19 protein-coding genes and 6 pseudogenes are annotated in these 19,795 nt (G+C 35.2%); 4 read left to right on the forward strand and 21 right to left on the reverse strand.

All coding sequences use genetic code 11. The features are described 5' to 3' along the window. Positions 1–336: 336 nt before the first annotated feature. A complete protein-coding gene (locus MWH06_06585) occupies positions 337–801 on the forward strand; it encodes a hypothetical protein (protein ID UPA54905.1) in 465 nt (154 codons plus the stop codon). On the opposite strand, the gene MWH06_06590 is transcribed toward MWH06_06585, so the two are convergent. Further along, positions 783–1,715, reverse strand: coding sequence for an Rpn family recombination-promoting nuclease/putative transposase (locus MWH06_06590; GenBank protein ID UPA54906.1), 933 nt, complete (start codon positions 1,713–1,715; stop codon positions 783–785). The genes MWH06_06585 and MWH06_06590 overlap by 19 nt on opposite strands. A gap of 277 nt (positions 1,716–1,992) precedes the next feature. Further along, positions 1,993–3,910 (reverse strand): annotated as a pseudogene (ligA, locus tag MWH06_06595) (NAD-dependent DNA ligase LigA). A 249-nt stretch (positions 3,911–4,159) separates the two neighbouring features. Between ligA and MWH06_06600 the strand changes: the two are divergent. After that, complete coding sequence (locus MWH06_06600) at positions 4,160–4,900, forward strand: transcriptional regulator (GenBank protein ID UPA54907.1); 741 nt, start codon at positions 4,160–4,162, stop codon at positions 4,898–4,900. Between the two features lie 130 nt (positions 4,901–5,030). Continuing rightward, positions 5,031–5,441: an ankyrin repeat domain-containing protein gene (locus tag MWH06_06605; protein ID UPA54908.1), complete on the forward strand. Its 411-nt coding sequence runs from the start codon at positions 5,031–5,033 to the stop codon at positions 5,439–5,441. Between the two features lie 25 nt (positions 5,442–5,466). On the opposite strand, the gene MWH06_06610 is transcribed toward MWH06_06605, so the two are convergent. From MWH06_06610 to MWH06_06630, 5 genes and pseudogenes are all read right to left on the reverse strand, one after another. Continuing rightward, entirely contained in the window at positions 5,467–5,832 is a 366-nt protein-coding gene (locus MWH06_06610) for a hypothetical protein (GenBank protein UPA54909.1), read from the reverse strand. Between the two features lie 13 nt (positions 5,833–5,845). Continuing rightward, a complete protein-coding gene (locus tag MWH06_06615) occupies positions 5,846–6,655 on the reverse strand; it encodes an ankyrin repeat domain-containing protein (protein ID UPA54910.1) in 810 nt (269 codons plus the stop codon). 684 nt (positions 6,656–7,339) lie between these two features. Continuing rightward, positions 7,340–7,558, reverse strand: a complete 219-nt coding sequence (locus MWH06_06620; protein ID UPA54911.1) for a hypothetical protein — start codon at positions 7,556–7,558, stop codon at positions 7,340–7,342. A 258-nt stretch (positions 7,559–7,816) separates the two neighbouring features. Next, entirely contained in the window at positions 7,817–8,467 is a 651-nt protein-coding gene (locus MWH06_06625; GenBank protein UPA54912.1) for a hypothetical protein, read from the reverse strand. Then, positions 8,449–8,988: pseudogene (locus MWH06_06630) on the reverse strand (patatin-like phospholipase family protein). Before MWH06_06630 ends, MWH06_06625 begins: the two are co-directional and overlap by 19 nt. A 222-nt stretch (positions 8,989–9,210) precedes the next feature. Between MWH06_06630 and MWH06_06635 the strand changes: the two are divergent. Continuing rightward, a pseudogene (locus MWH06_06635) lies at positions 9,211–10,205 on the forward strand (IS110 family transposase). 45 nt (positions 10,206–10,250) lie between these two features. On the opposite strand, the pseudogene MWH06_06640 reads toward MWH06_06635, so the two are convergent. The 14 genes and pseudogenes from MWH06_06640 to MWH06_06705 all read right to left on the reverse strand — a co-directional run bounded on the left by MWH06_06640 (position 10,251) and on the right by MWH06_06705 (position 19,790). Then, positions 10,251–11,179: pseudogene (locus MWH06_06640) on the reverse strand (patatin-like phospholipase family protein). A gap of 330 nt (positions 11,180–11,509) precedes the next feature. Further along, positions 11,510–11,896: pseudogene (locus MWH06_06645) on the reverse strand (patatin-like phospholipase family protein). A 27-nt stretch (positions 11,897–11,923) separates the two neighbouring features. Next, positions 11,924–12,157, reverse strand: coding sequence for a hypothetical protein (locus MWH06_06650; GenBank protein ID UPA54913.1), 234 nt, complete (start codon positions 12,155–12,157; stop codon positions 11,924–11,926). 55 nt (positions 12,158–12,212) lie between these two features. Continuing rightward, positions 12,213–12,596, reverse strand: a complete 384-nt coding sequence (locus MWH06_06655; GenBank protein UPA54914.1) for an ankyrin repeat domain-containing protein — start codon at positions 12,594–12,596, stop codon at positions 12,213–12,215. 135 nt (positions 12,597–12,731) lie between these two features. Further along, on the reverse strand, positions 12,732–13,622 hold the full coding sequence (locus tag MWH06_06660; protein UPA54915.1) for a phage tail protein: 891 nt from the start codon (positions 13,620–13,622) through the stop codon (positions 12,732–12,734). A 58-nt stretch (positions 13,623–13,680) separates the two neighbouring features. Further along, positions 13,681–13,890 carry a tail protein X gene (locus tag MWH06_06665; GenBank protein UPA54916.1) on the reverse strand — a complete coding sequence of 70 codons (210 nt, stop codon included), beginning with the start codon at positions 13,888–13,890 and terminating at the stop codon, positions 13,681–13,683. Then, on the reverse strand, positions 13,887–14,231 hold the full coding sequence (locus tag MWH06_06670) for a phage tail protein (GenBank protein UPA54917.1): 345 nt from the start codon (positions 14,229–14,231) through the stop codon (positions 13,887–13,889). Before MWH06_06670 ends, MWH06_06665 begins: the two co-directional genes overlap by 4 nt. Next, positions 14,231–16,523, reverse strand: a pseudogene (locus tag MWH06_06675) (phage tail tape measure protein). The gene MWH06_06670 and the pseudogene MWH06_06675 overlap by 1 nt, the downstream one beginning before the upstream one ends. A 115-nt stretch (positions 16,524–16,638) precedes the next feature. Further along, positions 16,639–16,893 carry a phage tail assembly protein gene (locus MWH06_06680; GenBank protein ID UPA54918.1) on the reverse strand — a complete coding sequence of 85 codons (255 nt, stop codon included), beginning with the start codon at positions 16,891–16,893 and terminating at the stop codon, positions 16,639–16,641. Positions 16,894–16,962: 69 nt separating this feature from the next. After that, entirely contained in the window at positions 16,963–17,247 is a 285-nt protein-coding gene (locus MWH06_06685; GenBank protein UPA54919.1) for a type II toxin-antitoxin system RelE/ParE family toxin, read from the reverse strand. Further along, positions 17,231–17,440 carry a hypothetical protein gene (locus MWH06_06690; GenBank protein UPA54920.1) on the reverse strand — a complete coding sequence of 70 codons (210 nt, stop codon included), beginning with the start codon at positions 17,438–17,440 and terminating at the stop codon, positions 17,231–17,233. The genes MWH06_06685 and MWH06_06690 overlap by 17 nt, the downstream gene beginning before the upstream one ends. 52 nt (positions 17,441–17,492) lie before the next feature. Further along, a complete protein-coding gene (locus tag MWH06_06695) occupies positions 17,493–17,999 on the reverse strand; it encodes a phage major tail tube protein (protein UPA54921.1) in 507 nt (168 codons plus the stop codon). A 41-nt stretch (positions 18,000–18,040) separates the two neighbouring features. Continuing rightward, positions 18,041–19,222: a phage tail sheath subtilisin-like domain-containing protein gene (locus tag MWH06_06700; GenBank protein UPA54922.1), complete on the reverse strand. Its 1,182-nt coding sequence runs from the start codon at positions 19,220–19,222 to the stop codon at positions 18,041–18,043. A gap of 13 nt (positions 19,223–19,235) precedes the next feature. Continuing rightward, positions 19,236–19,790, reverse strand: coding sequence for a hypothetical protein (locus MWH06_06705; GenBank protein UPA54923.1), 555 nt, complete (start codon positions 19,788–19,790; stop codon positions 19,236–19,238). Between the last annotated feature and the right edge of the window lie 5 nt (positions 19,791–19,795).

A 19,795-nucleotide genomic window follows, 5' to 3' on the forward strand; every position in this document is an offset into this window, starting at 1 on the left:
ATTATACTTGGAGTGTAATGATATAAAAATTACCATCAAAGGAGAGAGCACCAGAGGCAGAGAATACAAATAGTGACTAAACCTCGAACTTGAAAATGGAGGAAACGCTTACTTACTAAAGGTGCTCAAAAATATCCAAGATCTTAACTCTAGACCATAAGATTCCAAGAAAAACTCTTCTCGCGCTTGCTGGCTATAAAATAGATGAGAAAGGTTTTCTTGTTGAACACTTTAATATTGCTAAAGCTAATAAATTACTATCTGATGAAGATAAGCAAATTTTCACAAAAGAAATTAAAACAGAACGTCAACTTCTAGCAGAACAAGATAATGAGCTTGGTCTCATTAAGATTAATGGTCAACAGAGTACAGTTGTATGACTTTGGAACTAAAATTAATGTGGAAGGTAGTGTACCGTTACTTATTAACGCTGATATGAATTTAAGTAGCAAAAAGTTCCAAGATTATCTAGGTAAAAAAGAAGTAAGCATGACAGCTAGAGAATATCTTGATAGCTTGAGAAATAGCAAAAATGTAGAAGAAGTGGTACAAGCAACCAAATTAATTCCTTTTATAGGTTCAAACCGTGAAATTGAAGAAGCAGAGCAAACACGCAGGCCGAAACAATCTTTATTAGAGTTGGCTAAAGGAACAATTAATTCTATACTTGCTGCTGTTTTTCTTACTAACGCTAGTCGATTAAAAAGTCATTTGCCAGGAAAAGCAGACGACAAACCTAGAACCTGTTTAAATGATCCAACAGTGGACAGCCAACCACTATTTCAGGCTATTTCCTTCTGAAGTTGTTTAATTTTAGCTTGAGGGAGACCAGTAGATTCAGCTATTAAATCGACAGATACACCAGCTTTAAGTAGGTTTTTTGCGACTTCAATTTTTTCTTCTTTTCGACCCTCTTCTCTGCCTTTTTCATGGCCGATTTGGATACCTTCTTCTCTACCTTCTTCCCTACCTTTTGCAGCAGCATCATCAAGTTTTTGAGCGAGGACAGCCTGTTCATCAAGAATACGTTTTATTTCCTGTTCGTAGGCAATAAATTCTTTCTCTGACCAGTTAAATCTATTTAGCTCTTCATAGGCTTTTTTGATTATAAAATCACTCCCTATTATTTTTTCCAGCTTCTCTTCACTGGTTTCCTCTGCATACCTAAAGAAATAGGCCCACTTTTCAACTATATTCTCCAACTGATCTTCCTTAGTTTTTGGAAATTTTGGCAATTCAATAAATATGAAGTAAAAATCTTTTAAATCATGCTCATTAGTATCTTCATCCCGAATAGTATGCTTTGATTTATACTCAGGCTTATTTGGAAATAGGACACAATCTGCTATAGCAATAAAGATAATTTCTTTAAGGTCGTGATATTGATCACCCTTATCAGCTTGTCTTGAATAGGCTTTAGCAGCATAGTATTGGGCACGTTTTTCGAAGCCTTTGGTTTTAGCGACCTGCATTTCAACTATCACTTGCAGCCCATTTTTATCTCTACAAAGAACATCAACAATGCTTTGTTTTTTAGAAGCAATATCAGGGTCTTGAATAGTACTTAAGAACTCTATATCCTTTATTGTACTTTTGCCAGTGAAGCCGAGGATATCATTAAGGAAGTGAATGAGGATGTCTTTATTCTTTTCAGTACCAAAGATGCGCTTGAACGATATATCATTTTTTGGATCAAGGAATTTAGATAAAGCCATAAGAAGTCAACCTAAAAAGCATTAATAATTATACACAATTCTGAAGAAATATTCAACGTTTTTATATTTTAGGTCTATTTTTTTAAATTTTGAATATAAAAACCGACCTCCACAGAAGAGCTTACAAAGGCATTTGAGATGTTGGGCGTCTCTTAGGTCATCTTTTTGTGAATACTTCTATAATACACCTCAAAACCCCCCTGAATGGATATAGCAAATTTCCCGCGTAATTATGACCTAAAAACACCTATGGGGAAACCTTTTAGCTACAGCTTGGTTAAAATGAAGGCAAAGCAGCGACCCATTCTTCTTCAGTTAAAATTCTAATGCCCAGTTCCATCGCTTTTTTATACTTTGACCCAGGTTTTTCGCCGACAATCAAAAAGTCTGTTTTAGGCGATACACTTGAACTCACAATTCCGCCTAAAGATTCTGCTTCTGCTTGTGCTGTCTTCCTATCCATTTTTAATAGGGTTCCAGTAAAAACCACTATTTTTCCGCTAAGAGGGGAATTACTAGTATTAGCACTTACAGGCTCAATCTTTAGTTGAGAGGCGAGATTCTTTACCATTTCAACATTATCCTTTTCAGAGAAGAAGGATATTAATGAATCTATAATCTTTTCTCCTACACCTATTATGCTCATTAATTCTTCTTCATCAGCAGAATACCAATTTTCATATGAGCCATAATGCTTTGCTAGTAATTTTGCTACATGTGGTCCGACGTATCGAATCCCTAGAGAAGATATAAATCTGTCAAGGGTTATGGTTTTTCTACTATTGATAGAATTCAATAAATTAGATATTAATTTTTCATCCCACCCCTTTTGTTCACTTAAGTTGAAATTTTTTAGTTTTTCTTCCAGAGTAAAAATATCAGGGATCTGTTTTACTAAACCAAGATTATAGAGAGATTCCAGTTGTTTGTCACCAAAGCCAGTAATGTCAAAAGCATCATTGGAAACAAAATATTTTAACCTTTCTATGATTTGAGCTTTACAGGTAACCCTTGAACATCTTATTGCTGCTTCTTCTGGAACTTTGTATACTGAACTGCCACACTCTGGACAAATCTTAGGAAATTTAAATTTAGGTGTGTTTTCAGGGCGAGAACTTTTATCAACTTCTACAATCTTTGGAATGACGTCTCCTGCCCGCTCTACTACCACTACGTCTCCTTCTCTTATGTCCTTACGTTCAATTTCATCCTTATTATGTAAAGTTGCTCTAGTAACGACCACACCACCTATGTTTATTGGCACTAATTCAGCGATTGGAGTGAGTACACCAGTTTTGCCCACTTGTACTGATATCTTCTTTATCTTGGTTTTTCCACGCGCTGCAGGGAATTTATGTGCCATTGCCCAACGTGGTGCTTTGTTGGTGTTTCCTAATTTATCATGTAGTTTCAAATCATTAACCTTGTAAACTATGCCATCGGTATCATAGCCTAAATTATGACGATTACTATAGATTTGATTGTAGAACTCCAACATTTCATCTGTATTGTTTGCTAAAAATTTATACTCATTAACACAAAAGCCAAGTTCTTTCAGTCTATTTAATACTTCAAATTGGGTATTCTCTCTTCCACCAATTAAAGAATATGCGAAATACCTAAGTGGTCTACTAGCGGTAACTTCTGGGTCCAATTGCCTTAATGAACCTGACACTGTGTTGCGTGGATTTGAGAAATTCTTATTTAATTTTAAAAAGTCGTCATTACTTATGTATACCTCACCTCTTACTTCCAGCCTTCCTTGCACACCTTGCAAAAATTTAGGAAAGCCTTTTATTGTTGCAACATTGTGAGTGACGTCTTCCCCCACAAAGCCATCTCCCCGAGTTGCGGCTCTAACAAACCTTCCATCTTCATAAATTGCAGAAAACGACAATCCATCAATTTTTGGCTCACATATGATTTCCAACTCATGCACATTCAGAAGTTTTTTAAGAAACTCTTCAACTTCATCTCGTCCGTGAGCCTTGTCCAACGAGAGCATTGGTACCCACCTCTAAAAATCTTCTATCAGGCGCAGTACCAATGGTTTGAATATCTACTTTTTTCACCAGCTCATCGTATTCTGCATCAGTGATTTCTGGTTTATTTTTCCGATAGTATAGCTCGTTGTGGCGTTTTATTTCCTTTTGTAGTTTTAATGTATTTTCAGTCATAATTTTTACCTCAACCACTGTTTCAGTATACAGCGTCAATTGTAAATAAATTATTGACTCGCGCACTCACTTTCGTGGTATTTTACAAACAAAATTCCCGCTTTACTAGTGTTTTTTATTAAAAAGATAATATTTAAGTAAAGATAGAAAAGTATTTAATATTAACAGAATTTTATGTAGCTGACTTAGATTGAACTTTCTGTGAAGGACTTTAATAAAATTTTATAAAATGGTATATATATATTTGTACTGCAATTGAATAAAAACATGAGTACTGAAAAGAAGATAGATACTGATTCTTTATGCTACCATATAATTCAAAAGGTAAAAGATGTTAGGCTAGAGCTAAAATGCACTCAAGCGGATTTCGCAGAAAAAACTGGTGTAGCAAAGTCACTAATAGAAAAGTATGAGCGAGGGGTACACAGTATTCCACCTAAAACGCTCGAGGAGATGGCAAAAAAATTATCGAAAGATATCGAAAAATTCTTCCCTGAATCAACAAATTGTATTAGTAGCGAAGATAAGAAGTCATTTGATTTAGTGCAAACCCTAAAAAGAATTAAGGACTGGAAGGTTCGTGATGCGGTGTGTGTACTAACTAGATTTTTGTCAGAAGGAATTCAAATTAGTAAGGTTACAGAAGAGATAAGACCTATAAGCTACCAAATGGTGCAAAAGGCAAAAGATTGGCGGTTTGCAAGAGGGCGTACACAGATGGAATTAGCGGATAAAAGTGGAATGCCCCATGGACAAGTAGTCAGGTATGAGCAAGGGGAGGTATCGTTCAAAATAGCACCCAAAATTGCAGAGGGATTATCATTGCATTATGGAGTTCTACTGCCTACATCAAAAGCAGAGAGGTATTGTGAAGATGAGGATGGTGAAGGAGAAAAGAAGATATTGAGTATAATGAGGGAATACCAAAAAATTGATAATCAAAAGTTAAAAGATTTATGGTATTCGTTTTTGTCTGAGGTTGTAAAGATTAGTGAAGAGAAGGCTTGAAACTTTATTCAATATTTTTATAGACAAGGTATACCTTTATAAGCATTATATGTAGCATTTTTAACAAAAACTTTATATATATGCCTTAAATTTAAGGAAACTTTTTTCTGTAAATAGAGAGGGGATAAAGATGAGGAAGTTATGGAAAATAACAAGGGCTATAAAGGGTGTCTCCATAGGCAGATTCAGTGATACGTTATTTTGTGAACCTGAATTATACCAAGCTGTTTCAAGCAAAGATTGTGATTTGGAAAAAATAAAGTCATTGGTAGAAAGTGGTGTTGATCTTAATGAATGCAGCAGTAATGGCAATACACCTTTGCACAAAGCTATCATGTTGGAAAATATACCTGTTGTGAGATTATTACTAACCAACTGTGCAAAGCTTTTTATAAAAAATAAAAAAGGCGAAACAGCATACGATTTGTCTAAAGATAAAGCTTCAGTGCAAAGGCTATTTGCCAACGAAAGAGAAGTTGGAGTACAAGTTGTTACACAGGGATTGAAACATGATATGGATTCCCGAAATAACCGTATGTAATTCGGGAATTTGCTACCAAACGGAGCTACCGCCCTCTTCCCTTATACTTACCTTGAGTTGAAGCTTGAGCTTTCACAAATAACTGCCAGTATCCCTTCTCATCGCCTTCTTTCTGTATCAATTGCGCCAAACGCTGCATCAATCCATCACTCAGTATAACCATTTTTGTCCACTTACCCACTGGTTTTGCAATAGCAACTATTTCCAGATTCTCTTTATAAACCTGGCTTTGATTCTCAAGGTGAAGTTTGTTTTCTTGATATATATGTTCTGTTTTCTTTTCACTCTCTCTCAGATACCTTCTTCTGACGAAGTTTGTGTATATTCTCCTAAAAAAGAGGAATATTTTAATAGCAACAATTAATATTATACCATATATAACGATAGACATTTTTCGTATTCCACTATTCTAAGGTTATTCCATGAAGCAGAAACAATGCTACAATTTTTTTGTTTCGATTTGCTACAGCGATTTCTAGTGCTGTATAACCTTCATTAGAGTTATAAGAACATTCCAGATGAGCGTTTGCCTTATGACGTAGTAATAACTCAACAATTTCTTTATTGCCATTCATAACAGCAAGATGTAGAGGTGTACAACCACCTTTTCCGATTGTGTTAATATTTGCCCCGTTTCGCAATAAGATCTCCACAAAATCTTTACAATTGGATGAAGCTGCAAGGTGCAAAGGTGTATATCCATCTTTATTTTCAATGTTGATACAAGATCCTCCTTTTGCTAGTAATCCCAATATTACACCATCAGAGCATTGAGCTGCAATATGTAGCGGTGATTCACCTAGATGATTTTGGCAATTGATGTCTGCACCAGATTGTAATAACTTTTGCATAACGTCCATACATCCATGCTTTACTGAATAATGCAAAGGAGTGTCGCCATCGATATTCTGAGCATTAACATTTTTGCTTATTGCTATAATAACCTCTGCTATTGCTGTGGATCCATATTGAGAGGCAACGTGTAGTACTGTATTACCTTTTCTATCTGCTAAATCAACATTAGCATCGTATCTAACGAAGGATAGAAATAAGTTGTAAAGATTGTGTTTTGCAGAGAAATATAAGATTTTAGTACCAAGTCTAGTATTAATAATAGTTTTGATAGTCTCGAAAACGATCAATGAAAGGAGACTAGGATGTCTGAAGTGATAAATTTTCTTTGCAGTCTTTTTTAACATCTTTTCTATTGTCATAACAACCTCACAAAAAATGTGTTTGTATATAAGTATGCAGCGACAAACATTTTTAAATTATTAACTCGCGCACTCACTTTTGTGTTATTTTACGAACAAAATTTCCGCTTTGCTAGTGTTTTTTATTAAATATATAATATTTAAATAGAAATAAAAAGATATTTAAGCAAATATATTAATATAGAAATCTATTCTTTGGAAACTTGCTTGGATTCTTCTTTTATTGATTCGACTTTGAATTTCTTCTTCCGGCTTTCCTGCTTCAGCTATAGCTTCTTCTTGAATTGCTACTTCTTTAGATTCTGCTGCTAATTTACGTTAATTTCTTTAGTGTTTTGACTGCGATACTGAAATTCCTATAGTCTTTACTCAAGATTAAAATCTCATTTGATTTTTTAGAGTTACCCATTCCATACGTCCACTTGGGTGTAATGATACGATACCCTGTATATATGTCCCGTATTTCCTCACAATCATTATACGATAAAACCCATCCATCACGAGTCGCTAAAAGTTTGGCAAGTCCTTCATGGTCAAAATCTGTACCTCTTTTTCCATATAGTTTTTGGTCAATCAAGTAAGGAGGATCACAGTATAAGAAATCATTTGCGTGTTTAGGAATGCTTTTTTTGAAGTCGGCTAAATCTACAGTAAGATTTTTAATTGAAAACTTTGCTAATCTTTCTATTGAACTTGGCGTAAAACGTGGGTGGCTGGAGACATACCCCCAGACAATGTTGTGCCATTGAAAGATGAACGATTTAATGCAAAAAATGCTGCAGCGATTTCAATTCTATCTCTTAGGGTGAAAAATGTTTTTTGTAGGCTATAGAACATGGTAGATGTCATATTTTGGTATTTCCGCACTACCTCTGCAAGGTAAGAAGCATCTTTTAAAAGCACCTGCCAAAAGCTTACTAATGGTTCAAAGGCGTCATAGCCATAAACTTTTGTTCCTCTGCTGGCTAACGCTAATTCTATTGATCCTCCACCTATAAAGGGAGAGCAAAGCGTAGATAACCCTTTTGGAATATATTTATTAATAATTTGAGAAACGGCGCGACTCTTACCGCCAGGGTAACGAAGAGGAGACTTTACAAACGAAACTTGCTCCCTTTTTTTGGATTTTTTTCTACACTAGCAAGCATTAGAGGTTATAATTTATTCTCTGGAATTTTGTTTAGAATTTTCCGCTACTTGCTGAATCGATACATCTTGAATTTCTTCTTCCGGCTTTCCTGCTTCAGCTATAGCTTCTTCTTGAATTGCTACCTCTTTAGATTCTGCTGCTAATTTGCGTTGTTTGATAAACTTCTTTAATGTCTTGACTGCAATAAAATTAATACTGAAAACACATGCCGAAGTTATGGCTAATGCTGAAAGAGGAGCTAAATTGAACATCGGCAAAATTGCCACAATCGTGCCAGATGTCAGTAAAAACGCTAACTTCTTGCTCCCGATTATTTTATTCTTCTTAACCTTTATTGGGTTTAATTTTTTTATTTTCCCTTTTAGCTTTTTGAAGCCTTTTTTGAATATGCTACCCTTTTTCAGCTCTTTTTCTACGGGTTTTGTTTTTAAGCTTTTTATTTTTTCTTTTATCCCTTTTTTATCTTTTTTTACTTTAGAGGTTTTCTGTTCTAGTGCCACAATTTCAGAGAGCGGTTTTGGCTTATCGTTTGAAATTTTAGCTTCTTGCCCCTTAGTATGTTTTTTGGGCGAAACTATGTTTTTTAAACCTTTCTTTGCTTTGTGGTATAATTTCTTTAGTTTGCTTGGCATTTTTATGTAAATTAAGATACGATATCGCAAAATTTATCGATTACTTTTTGATTACCTTCTATCATTGCATTTGCCTCCTGCTGAAGACATTTGATATTTTTAGGTGTTACATTATCCATCTCAGCCGACGCTATTGTCAGTTGTGATTGTATCCTGATGTATCTGTCGTCCATTACATTACCTAGTTGATAATTCACTACATCAAGGCTCGATGCAAACATCACATTTAATAGGGGCTTTATCCATGCTATCTTTCCTAATTTTCTGTACTTTATTCGATTAGATAACCGACCTGTGCCAATTGACACCAGAACGATTTCTTCATTAGGGAAAAGTTTCTTACTATTTGCATACGCACAAGCTGCTGGATTATTGGCAAATACTCCTCCATCGACTAATACTCTTTTTTCTTGGTTAACTTCTAAGTACTTAGGTGCAAAGTATGTTGGGGCTGCTGTTGTGGCTCTTAGTGCGTCTTTCAACTTGATAAAATTTTTATCTTTCTTCCAGCTCTTAAAGAAAAATGGGCAATTATTGTGAATATCATAACTTATATCTTGTAAAAAGCATCTAGTGTTTTAAGCTTAAGCATTAGGTGGAGAAGGGAAGAACTCTGAATCGTAACTTAGATATAAAATCTGTTTACAAGATAAGAGCCCCCTTCTCAAAAGTTTAGGCTGGACGGTATCATAGAAAGACCTCAATGGTTCTAATTCTGTATTCATAAGGTAAGCCTTACTTTTCATTTTAAATAGTAACGTATGGAGTTATATATGATCAACAACTTTCTTGGTATAGATGTTTCAAAAGAACGCTTTGATGTTTTTCTTTCGTTTATAAGTAAAAAAGGAAAACGTGAAGCTAGGAAAAGGAAATTTAAAAATGATGATACTGGATTTCAAGGTCTGCTGGACTTTCTACAAAAACATAACGTAGAAGAAGTAAAAGCTTGCATGGAATCCACCGGTTGTTATAGTGAAGCTTTAGCTGAATTCCTTTACAAGGCTGGATATTTTGTTAGTCCAGCTCGCATAAATTTTTATGCAAAAAGTAAGCTCGCACGGCAAAAGAATGACCAGTCTGATGCAGAGATTATTGTCAAAGACAGGAACCTTCTCATTGGGCACCACCTCCTCCTGAAAAGAGAAAATTAAAACATCTTTATCGTTGTTCAGATGCGTTAAAAGATGAATTAACATTAGTAAATAATCATTTGGAAAAGAAAGAGAGACTGCCTGAAGAAGTTGTAAATGTTTGGGAAAATCTAGCAATGACTATAGAACAATCAATAGAAACAATAAAAAACTCCACGTGTGAACTATTAAAACAACACAAAGAATTGTTGGAAGATTTTCAACTCCTATTGACTATTCCAGGAATAGGAGAGGAATCAGCAATAGCTATTTTAGCTGAAATTCCTGATATAAAAGCCTTTATAAATGCTAGACAATTAGCAGCATATGCAGGAACTATACCAAAAAATATTACATCAGGTTCATCTGTATATGCCAAGCCTAAGCTAAGTAAATCAGGTTCACGGACATTGCGTAAGGCTCTTTATTTTCCTGCTATAGTAGCTAAAAATCACAACTCTATTATTAAGACTTACTGCGAAAGATTAAAGGAAAAAGGCAAGCATAATATGGCCGTTGTGGGAGCTGCAATGCGTAAATTACTCCATATAGTTTTTGGTGTTTTAAGTTCAAGGAAGGCTTTTAATCCAGATCATATCAAGAACTATAGAGTTAGGAGGTTTACTGAAGCTTAAAAGGAAACGTTCAAAAATGCAAGTTCTAGATTAAAAGGTTAAAGTTTATGATACTACTGTACAGAATTTATCTATTGCTTTTTGATTACATTCAATCATCGTTTGTGCTTCTTTTTTTAACACTTGATATTTTCGTATGTTGTATTGTCCATCTCCGTTGATGCTACTTTTAGCTGCGATTGAATTCTGATATAGCTATTGTTAATAATCTGGTCTAACTGATAATTTACACAATCTAGTCCAGAGGCAAACATTACGTTTATCAATGGCTTAATCCAGGATATTTTGCCAAATCTTTTCGATCTGAGGTATTTAATGGAATGAGACGATCTGCCAGTACCGATGGAAAGAAGTACTACATCATCGTTAGGAAATAGCTTTCTGCTGCTTGCATAGCTACATGCTGCTGGATTATTGGCAAAAACTCCTCCATCTATTAATACCATTTCCTTTTGGTTGACTTTTAAATATTTAGGTGCAAAGTAAGTAGGTGCTGCAGTTGCTGCTCTCAATACATCCCTTAATTTAATAAAATTTCTATCCTCTTTCCAGCTTTTGAAGAAAAATGGGCAGTTATTGTGAATATCGTAACTCGTAATCAACACATTACTTAAAGTGTTTTTAAGGATATCATCGCCAAAATATTTATGAAGTACATACTCAATATTTTTACTGGGGTATTGTGCACCGTTAATCCAAGAAAATATTGATCTTCTTAGAAATGAAGACTTAAAAATATAAGGTCCGTACTCCTGATAAAGATTAACCAAGTCATCAGCTGAATATTGTAGCTTTCCTTTGCTATCTTTTTTACATAGTCCTGCTACAATAGTAGCACCAGTTGAAGTACCCACCAATAAATCAAAAATTTGAGAAATAGGTTTACCCGTTTTTTGCTCTATTCTGGATAATATCATTGCTGGAATAATTCCTCTTATTCCACCACCATCAATTGAGAGAATATATTTTGTCATTTGTACTAAACTTTAGATGTTTTTGAGTATCTTTATTACCTGGTTACTCAAAATTGCTGCTTGTTTTATAAGAGATAGATTCGCTGAACGTATAACTGATGCACTGCCTCTCACATTGACTTTAACAGAGTTGCTTAGTAACTTTGTAAAACAATTCTCATAAAATAAGAAGGCACAGTAAAAAATTGGTGTAACTGTGTATAAGTACGCCACACAAACTGAAAGTACTTATACACAGTTACACTAATTTATAGAAGGTATCAGCCTAAATTAAAACTTTTTGTTATTTTTTATTCTTTTTAGCTAAATAATTTGTTGACAATAAAAACGGTGTCTTGTAACCAACACCTTACTTAAAGTGTTTTTTAGAATATCTTCACCAAAATATTTTTCCAATATCGATTCGATGTTTTTGTGTGGGTATTGTGCGCAGTTAAACCAAGATAATATTGATCGCCTAAAAAACGAAGACTTGAAAATATATGCTCCGTACTCTTGGTAAAGCTCAACTAAATCATTTGCAGAGTATTGAGGATTTCCCCGCTCATCTTTCTTACAGAGTCCTGCTACAACAATTCCACCGGTTGAAGTACCAGCCATTAGATCAAAGATTTCAGCTATCGGTTTTCTTGTTCTTTTTTCTATTTCTGCTAATATTATGGCTGGTATTATTCCTCTTATGCCTCCGCCGTCAACGGACAAGATATATTTAGTCATTGTGAAATGAAAATTTAGATAAAGATATTAAGGTTTAATTTTTCCGCTTAAAACTTGTAATTTAAACTCATCTAACTCCTCAGAAAGATTTTTTATTCTCTCCTCAAGCCGGTATACCGTAACGGTCAATCCGTTGTTCTGCTCTATAAATTTATCATGCATGTGAACCCGTAAATCTAGCTTGGCAAGCCACCATATCGCTGCCACAGTCTGTATTACCATCGTTAATATTACTGCAATTGGGATCTTTTGATTTTGCATAATGTAATGATTTATTGTGGATAATTGTTGAAACTGTATGTTGTACGCGTGCGGTTTATTGCTCTGGCTTGTATTGCTTTTCTGCTTCATCAAGTAAGTCTACGATTTCTCTATAAGACTTCTTATTTCCACTATAAGATGACCTCTTCATTGCTATAGTTTTTGCAGTTCTTCTTTTCCGGCCTTCAACATGAGGGTTAGCTCCTCTTTCTAGTAAAAGTTTCACAACCTCTAATTGGCCACTGTCAGCAGCACTAAGTAGCGCTAAACTAGTATTTATATCTACTCCTTCATCGAGCAGAAATTTGACAACTTCTAAGCATCCTTTCTCTGCGGCATCATATAATGCTCTTTCACTAACTCTTGAATCACCTCTACTCTTTTTTATTAATAATTTCAGAGTGTCTAAGTCACAGTTCTTAGCTGACACTTCCAACATTTTCTGATGATCTTCAGCAGCCTTAGATTTTTGATAGTAATACGTAATAACAATAAATACTATTGCTATTATACACCACAAAAACTTGTTTCTTGCTCATGTTCAGCATTAAATCAGCAATTTACTTATTTTCTCTTAATACTTACTCAAAGACGCTGATAATGTAGTAAGATAACCTGAACTATTTAAAGTATGTTCTGCTTTATCAACCACCCATTCACCATCTATGTCTTGATTGAACCCTACAAGATTAAGTTTTGCCTCTGCACATAACTCTGGATTTCCTGGTATTGTTACCTCTAAAGTCTCATTGTTACGCTGTAGTTGTTTAAATCTTGCTTTTGCTGCACTAATTGCTGATTCTGCATTTGGGTAAATTGTTTGTATAGGGTAACTTGGTTCACCGCTACCTACTGTTTCTGATATTGGTTCTCCCTTCTCATAGCTATGCCATTTTGCTATCACTGAATTATATTTATCACGTACAGTAAAATGCACTTTCCAATTGATTGTATCTTGAGGTCTAATAGTCGTTGTTCCTAAAGCTTTTCCTGTTGCTGATTTTGCTGCACCTTTTGGAATAAATAATATATATCCTCCTGCTAATTTTGCCATAGCTTCGCGCTCTATAGCTATCCTAGTTAATAAATTTATATCACTTTCCTCAGTCTGATCAATATGTGATATCAATATGTCTTTAAATTCTTCAGCAACTTTGTACCCATACCCATGTTTATTTGCTATTTCTTTGACTAAATCACCTAGTGTAATCTGATGCCATTCTTTAGATACTTTTTCCTTTAGTGAGATCATCAAATTTGTTGCATGAGCTTTGATTGTTAGGGTTTTTGGTGGACTTTGTACTGTAATTTCATTGACTGTATATACACCTATGGGTAGTATTCCTGTTTCTCTATATCCCAAAGCAATCTTCAGCTCTTTTGGAACTTTTATGTTATCATCCCTGTAATCAACACATATTTCAGCTATATCTTCTATAGTCCCTGATTCATCAGTAATATGCATTGACACCAAGCGATCTTTTGCTAGTTCATATCCTTCAATGATAAACTCTGGTTGTATCTTATCCCCAAATCTTTAAAGTTGATTTTTGTAGAGGTTTCTCAATTACAGGCAACTTAATTTTCAACCCTGCAGGCAAAAAACTGCCATATTCTGCAAGTCCAGGGTTTTCTTCTAATACTATTTCTACTGCTCCTGAAGTAAATCCATAGTGTTGCCAGCAAATATAGTCCAACATGTCCTTCTCTTTTGTCAAGTAATATATAGTCATGAATAGCACCTTAAACTTAAATTAAATTCAACTTTTTTTGGCAACCCGCAAGGGAAAAATGACGTTAGCTTTTCTTCAAAACGAGTAATTACAAATTGTCCCCAAATATTTCCCATGCCATCAACTAAAGTGCGGGGTATTTGATTTGCTTCTGCTTCTTTCATATTCTTTAATTCACTTAAATTATTGAGATAAATAACCCCTTCTATATCTATATTTTCTGCCCCTTGACCAATATTCTGTAGCAATGGTTTGCCAATACATTCGACCACACTCCAACGCTTCTCCTTGCTGTACTTTAAGCTTGTTGGGGAAATTTTATATGGACCAAATGATAACATTAGTATATGTAATCTACCGTATCAAACATAACATCTCTTGATTTTTCTCTTATCCTTTTTATTACTTCATCTGCAAGGCTACGGACATCTTGGTTAGGTTCTGCTTTTATGCTTATATTAAATGTGAAAGTTTGATTGAAAATTTTTTGTTCACACTTTTCACAGTCTTTTAAAACTTTCTCTAAGTCATCTGCTACAGAACTTTTTTCCTCAACAACGCTACCAATTTTAGTATTTCCAATAATACTCTTTCCGCTTTCAGAAATTTCCTTATTACTTAATAAAGGGTTTTCGTTACTCAAAACATTACTTTCAGCAACTACCTTGCCAATTTTTGTTTCTAATGGTGTTTCAAATGCTTTTAGCGGACTATCATTAAACAATTTTCCTATACCAATCCAATTGAAAAATTCTCCTATAGGTTTTACAATTGATTTCCAGATGCTAGAAAAAAGTCCTTTACCTTTTGCCAATTAGCGATTACAAGCGCTGCACCAACTGATAGTCCAGCAACAACAGCTCCTATAGGATTAGTTAGCGTTAAAGCCTTCAGTCCCATAATTACTGCTGGAATTACCCGTGCTGATAATGAAGTTAATACTGGCAAAAGTGTTCCATGCAAAATAGCCTTAAAAGTTAGTATTCCACCTCCAACTAATGCAAATGCATAACCAAAACCTACTACTGCAATCTTACCAATAATAAGAGCTGAAATTATACTCATTATTCCTGTAGTGATAACTGGAAACTTTTCTGCAAACCGAGCTATGGGGTTAGTTATCTCTCTTAAAAGACTACTTATCCACTTTAAAGGAGGTAGCATTACTGAGCCCAGGTTCATTCCTACTTCTGCTATCGCATTTCTCAGTAGTCGTAAATTATTTGCTGTAGTTGCTGCACGATTGTTAAACTCTTCTTGCATAGACTGTTTAAATTCTTCCTCATCAGCTAAATTATTTATGGCATCTTTATAATTCTTTAAGCTTCCAACTAGTAATGCAATATCATCTTGATACTCTTGACCAAACAGATCAAGAAGGATTTGCGAACGTTCCTGTTTATCTACCTTCTCCAGAGTTTCAAAAAAATAAAGTAGTGTGTCTTGGCCATTTTCGCTAATCCTTTGTGTCATCTCTTCTGCAGTTATTCCCATGTCTTCCAATGCTGCTTTGAACTCTTTGCTCTGTCCCTCTGCGGTTTGAAGTTTGCTAAGTAGAGCATTTATTGCAGTAGCAGCTTTTGCTGGTTGCTTACCTAAACTAATAAAGGCATTTACTAAACTACTTGTTTCCTTAATATCAAGACCAAACTGTTTTGCACTACCACCCACTATAGCAAGTGCTTTAACCATATCTCCTGCTTTAGCAGCACTATTATCTGAAAGGTGATTTATAATATTACCTACCCTTTCCATGCCTGCTACTTCAATTCCATAAACATTGGCAAGCTTAGCTATAGAATCACCTGCTTCTTCTGCAGACATATCGAATGCTGTAGACATTTTAGCTACTGTTTCTGTGAATGAAAGCAGTTTCTCTTTTTTAATACCAAGTTGGCCACCACTTGCAGCAATTTGAGCTAACTCAGCAGCCGATAGTGGTATCGTACGGGATAATTCCTTTAATTTCTGGCCAAATTCTGCGGCTCCTTGGTTATGGGCTGCATCATCCTTAGCAAATCTCACTACTTTTTTAACATCAGCCATGGCAGATTCAAAGTCAATCGCAACTTTAATTGGAGCTGCAAGTGAAAGCCCTAGCCCTATAGTCTCCATTACTTGTGATTTATAATGTGCTTTTCTTGCTAAAGCATTTTGCTGTTTTTGTATTACAGATCCTAGTTTACTGTATTTCCCTTTTAGTGCTTCAATAGATGAACCAAGTTTAGTTTGATCTCTCACTAAGGATTTAATATCCTTTCCACTTTTCCTTACTTCTTCATTTAATATGTGAAGTGCATCTCTCTTTTTGATATAAGCCTCTTTTGCCTTTGATGCCAATGCTTTCAATTTTTCAAATTCATTTTTCAATGCTTTGCTTGGTTCTTTTTTTCCTTCTTCTCTTTAGCAATTGCTGTAGCTGATTCTTTTGCTTTCTTCTCTGCTTCCTTCCAATTCTTCATGGCTTCAAGGGCATCATGATTTAATTGCTTAAATTTGGAAACTGATTTCATTGACGAATCAAGCTGCCTTATACTATCACCCAGCTTAGAAAGCTTAGCTGTACTACCTATCATTGCGCTATTAAAGCTACCATCTAATGCAGCACCTATCTTTATTGAAAGCATTGACATTTGTTTGTTACTCCTTTACTTACTTCTAACCATTTTAGAAATTCTTTTATACCCATATTAATAATCTGCTCAATTCCACTTCCTGTTATTGAACTAAGCTTTAAAACATTGAATCTTAAGTCCTCTGTTCTAAAGGCGACAAAAAATCTTTGAGTACCTTTTGTATTTTTACATAATCTTTGATAAGTAATTTCTCTATTTCCTCCCTTGGCATAGATGTCAGGTTAGCAGCTAAAGCTACTTCTTTTCTCGCTTCACCTTCTACACATTCAATAGCCAGCAGGTCTCCCACTGTAGGCTCACGCATAGGTAATTCTGAAACAGAAATACCATCTACTGTTATTGGATTATCAAGTTTTACTGTTGTCATGTTTCCCCCTAAAAGTTAATTAAATAAAAGTCTGTATCGGCTTTTACATAACTAATTTTTTTATTATGATTATGGTGCTATAAATAGGATTAGCTTTGATAAGAATCTTTTCTGTGTTCTATGGAGGTAATAACTACTGTATGTTCTGGTACATCTATGTAATAAAGTATACCTTACGCGTAGACTACGTTGCCCACTTAAGTTGTGCTTTAATGGCTTGCCAAGTCCAATTGGATCTACTGTTAAACGCTCGAGTATCGCCTTTTTGACCATTGACTTCACTTTGACTGGAAGTGCTGGAATGTCTCTTTCTATGACAGATTCTGAATATTCTATATTATACCCAGAAGGCATCTTGATGTTTAACCCTCTTTTCTTTGTAGCGTTCGTCAGCAATCTTAGATAATTCCATATCTTCAATTTCTTCTTCCATTAACTCAGCTAATAGTTTTAAAACGGACTTGTTTTGAGATTGAGCTACACTAGTGAGTAAACTAGTCAACTGATCTTCAGAATTTACATGAGCTTTAGAATCCATAGCAGCCATATACCTACAACTTATTACATTCTAACATTTTTATGTAACTTTGTCAACTACATCAAATACCTAAAATCGTTTGTAACAAAGCCATCTGATCAACACCATTAATCTTGCGAATCATATTTTCAGCATCGATTTCGATAAGTTCTCTAGCACCGATAGTAAGTTTATAATAATGCGCAGCTACGGTACACTTCAGCGTTGCTTTCTCAGCAGGTTTCCAGCTACCAAAATCAAATTCTCTGAATATGCCCCTAAGGTTGATAATTACTCCTTCGATATCATTGCTTCCACTGCCTTGTAATCCGCCCCTGAGCGTCAAAGATACCGAATTTCCATCTATTAAACCAAACAGCCTAAATAGCTCTGAATCATATTCGGCAAAAGTAAAATCAGCTTCAAGCTTTTCCATCCCCATATCAATATTTATTGGAATATCCATACCACCAGCTCTGTATTCCTCTGTTTTTATGGTAAGTTTTGGCAAGGTTACTTCATCTATTTTTCCTGCGTAACCTCTACCGTCTACAAATACATTGAAATTCTTTAAGATTTTTGGCAGCATTTTTCTCCTCGTTTATCTGTTGAATTTTGTTTAGAAGCCTTTTAAAGTATTTGGTTGTTCACTAAGTGAGATCTGAAAGTAATCTGTTCTGCTGGATATGGTGGTGTAAACTCAAAGTCAAAATACACTTTGCCGTTTGCAATATTTGCCGGTGTATTGAGTTCTGGAGTTGCATAACATTTTCCACTGATAATCGCTCCTTGTGCTTTTAAACTTGCTAGGTAGGAATTAACACTCTCTATCACTTCATCTATATAAGTTTTGGTGATATTTCGATCAACTGCCCATAGATGAGCCCGAAGTAGACTATCATTGATTAGATCTGCAGTACGCCTAACAGGCAGAAAAGCCCACCTTTCATCGTTTGAACATGTTCTATTTCCCCAGAGTCTGTAGCCATTTTGATGAATGATTGTCGTGACTTCATTCTCATTTAAGTAATTTGCTCTACAACTTGTATCACCGAGCGTAAAATCAATAGCTCTACTTGTCCCAACAATACCGTTTATCTCTTTATTTGAGGGCGAATGCCAAAATCCTTGTTCGCTATCTACTTTGGCTATTAAACCAGCTACAAATGGGCTAGACGGCAAAGTTTCTTCTTTCCCTTCAGTAAATACCTTTACCCATGGATCAACGACGTAAACTCTGCTACTGCCTACACTTTTTCTCCACTTTATTGCTTCTTCATCATTGGTATTTGGCCCATCTGCTACTATTATGCTTCTCAGCTTTTCTGCTATAGGAATTAAAGCGCTAACCACTGGATTCACAGACCCTTCGGGCAATTGATGAGTAAATTGAGGGGCAATTAGTATTCTTGGCGCAACATGTACTATGCTTTCACTGCTTAAGAACGCTTGAATTCCCTGATATTCCCCAGTTTCTTCGTTAACTCCACCAATTATATTTTGAATAGTTTCACTTTCTTTAAGCTTTGGATCGCTGTTTTCACTTTCTTCAACTCGAATAACTACTACTGTTGCACCAACCTGGGAAAATATTCCATTTACTGCAGAAGGCAAAGTTCCTCTTTTCCCAAGCTTTGCTGCTTCTTTTAAACTCCCTGCTATTAATACTGGACTACTCAGTGGAAATTTTTGCCCGTCAGCATCAGGTGCAGTACCAATTACTCCTATCACTGATGATTTAGCTGTGCGTACCGTCCTTGCTCCTGAGGTAACCTCGATAACATTTACTCCATGTAGAAACTGTTCTGTCATTTCTTTTTGCCCCTTATTTAGCTCTCTTGCATTTTTTGTTATCTAGCAAAGTTTGCAGCTCTTCTTTACTTTTAGCTTCACCGATTTCCCTTTCAGCTATATCCACCAATTCTTCGCATTTGATTATTGCTTTTACTGCTTTTTTGGCTTTTTCCTCGATTATCTTTGCCATTTCAATAACCGTAATATCACGGACTTTTGCTAATGGCTCTATAATTTCTGCATCTTTTTCATCTATCGATTCTGGTGCTGCTAAAATGCTTTCTGCGGCTTTTGCTTGTATTTCGTACGACTTAGACTTCTGATGAGAATATCCTGCGTATTCGTGAGTATAGTTATCATAATAAGCACGAAGACTAGAAAATGCAGAAAGTTTCGCAGTTTCCAGTAATTCCAGCTCAATATCTTCTTGACTCCTTTCAACAATTTTCCCTCCTTCTGTTAAACAATAACTCTTTTGCCATTCAAAATCTTCTGGCGCTTCATACCAGTTTTTACCTTTTGGCTTGCTTTCAAGTGTTGTTGTTTCTACTTGTTTATCATTCTCAAATCTAATGTAGATAGACATTGTTT

The sequence above is a fragment of the Wolbachia pipientis genome (assembly GCA_023052945.1).
Lineage (GTDB): Bacteria > Pseudomonadota > Alphaproteobacteria > Rickettsiales > Anaplasmataceae > Wolbachia.

Excerpts from the sequence above, each read along its gene's own strand:
- MWH06_06590 (UPA54906.1), bottom strand. The coding sequence starts at position 1,715 with ATGGCTTTATCTAAATTCCTTGATCCAAAAAATGATATATCGTTCAAG.
- MWH06_06600 (UPA54907.1), top strand. The coding sequence starts at position 4,160 with ATGAGTACTGAAAAGAAGATAGATACTGATTCTTTATGCTACCATATA.
- MWH06_06605 (UPA54908.1), top strand. The coding sequence starts at position 5,031 with ATGAGGAAGTTATGGAAAATAACAAGGGCTATAAAGGGTGTCTCCATA.
- MWH06_06610 (UPA54909.1), bottom strand. The coding sequence starts at position 5,832 with ATGTCTATCGTTATATATGGTATAATATTAATTGTTGCTATTAAAATA.
- MWH06_06615 (UPA54910.1), bottom strand. The coding sequence starts at position 6,655 with ATGACAATAGAAAAGATGTTAAAAAAGACTGCAAAGAAAATTTATCAC.
- MWH06_06650 (UPA54913.1), bottom strand. The coding sequence starts at position 12,157 with ATGCAAAATCAAAAGATCCCAATTGCAGTAATATTAACGATGGTAATA.
- MWH06_06655 (UPA54914.1), bottom strand. The coding sequence starts at position 12,596 with ATGTTGGAAGTGTCAGCTAAGAACTGTGACTTAGACACTCTGAAATTA.
- MWH06_06660 (UPA54915.1), bottom strand. The coding sequence starts at position 13,622 with ATGCATATTACTGATGAATCAGGGACTATAGAAGATATAGCTGAAATA.
- MWH06_06665 (UPA54916.1), bottom strand. The coding sequence starts at position 13,890 with ATGACTATATATTACTTGACAAAAGAGAAGGACATGTTGGACTATATT.
- MWH06_06670 (UPA54917.1), bottom strand. The coding sequence starts at position 14,231 with ATGTTATCATTTGGTCCATATAAAATTTCCCCAACAAGCTTAAAGTAC.
- MWH06_06680 (UPA54918.1), bottom strand. The coding sequence starts at position 16,893 with ATGACAACAGTAAAACTTGATAATCCAATAACAGTAGATGGTATTTCT.
- MWH06_06685 (UPA54919.1), bottom strand. The coding sequence starts at position 17,247 with ATGCCTTCTGGGTATAATATAGAATATTCAGAATCTGTCATAGAAAGA.
- MWH06_06690 (UPA54920.1), bottom strand. The coding sequence starts at position 17,440 with ATGGCTGCTATGGATTCTAAAGCTCATGTAAATTCTGAAGATCAGTTG.
- MWH06_06695 (UPA54921.1), bottom strand. The coding sequence starts at position 17,999 with ATGCTGCCAAAAATCTTAAAGAATTTCAATGTATTTGTAGACGGTAGA.
- MWH06_06700 (UPA54922.1), bottom strand. The coding sequence starts at position 19,222 with ATGACAGAACAGTTTCTACATGGAGTAAATGTTATCGAGGTTACCTCA.
- MWH06_06705 (UPA54923.1), bottom strand. The coding sequence starts at position 19,790 with ATGTCTATCTACATTAGATTTGAGAATGATAAACAAGTAGAAACAACA.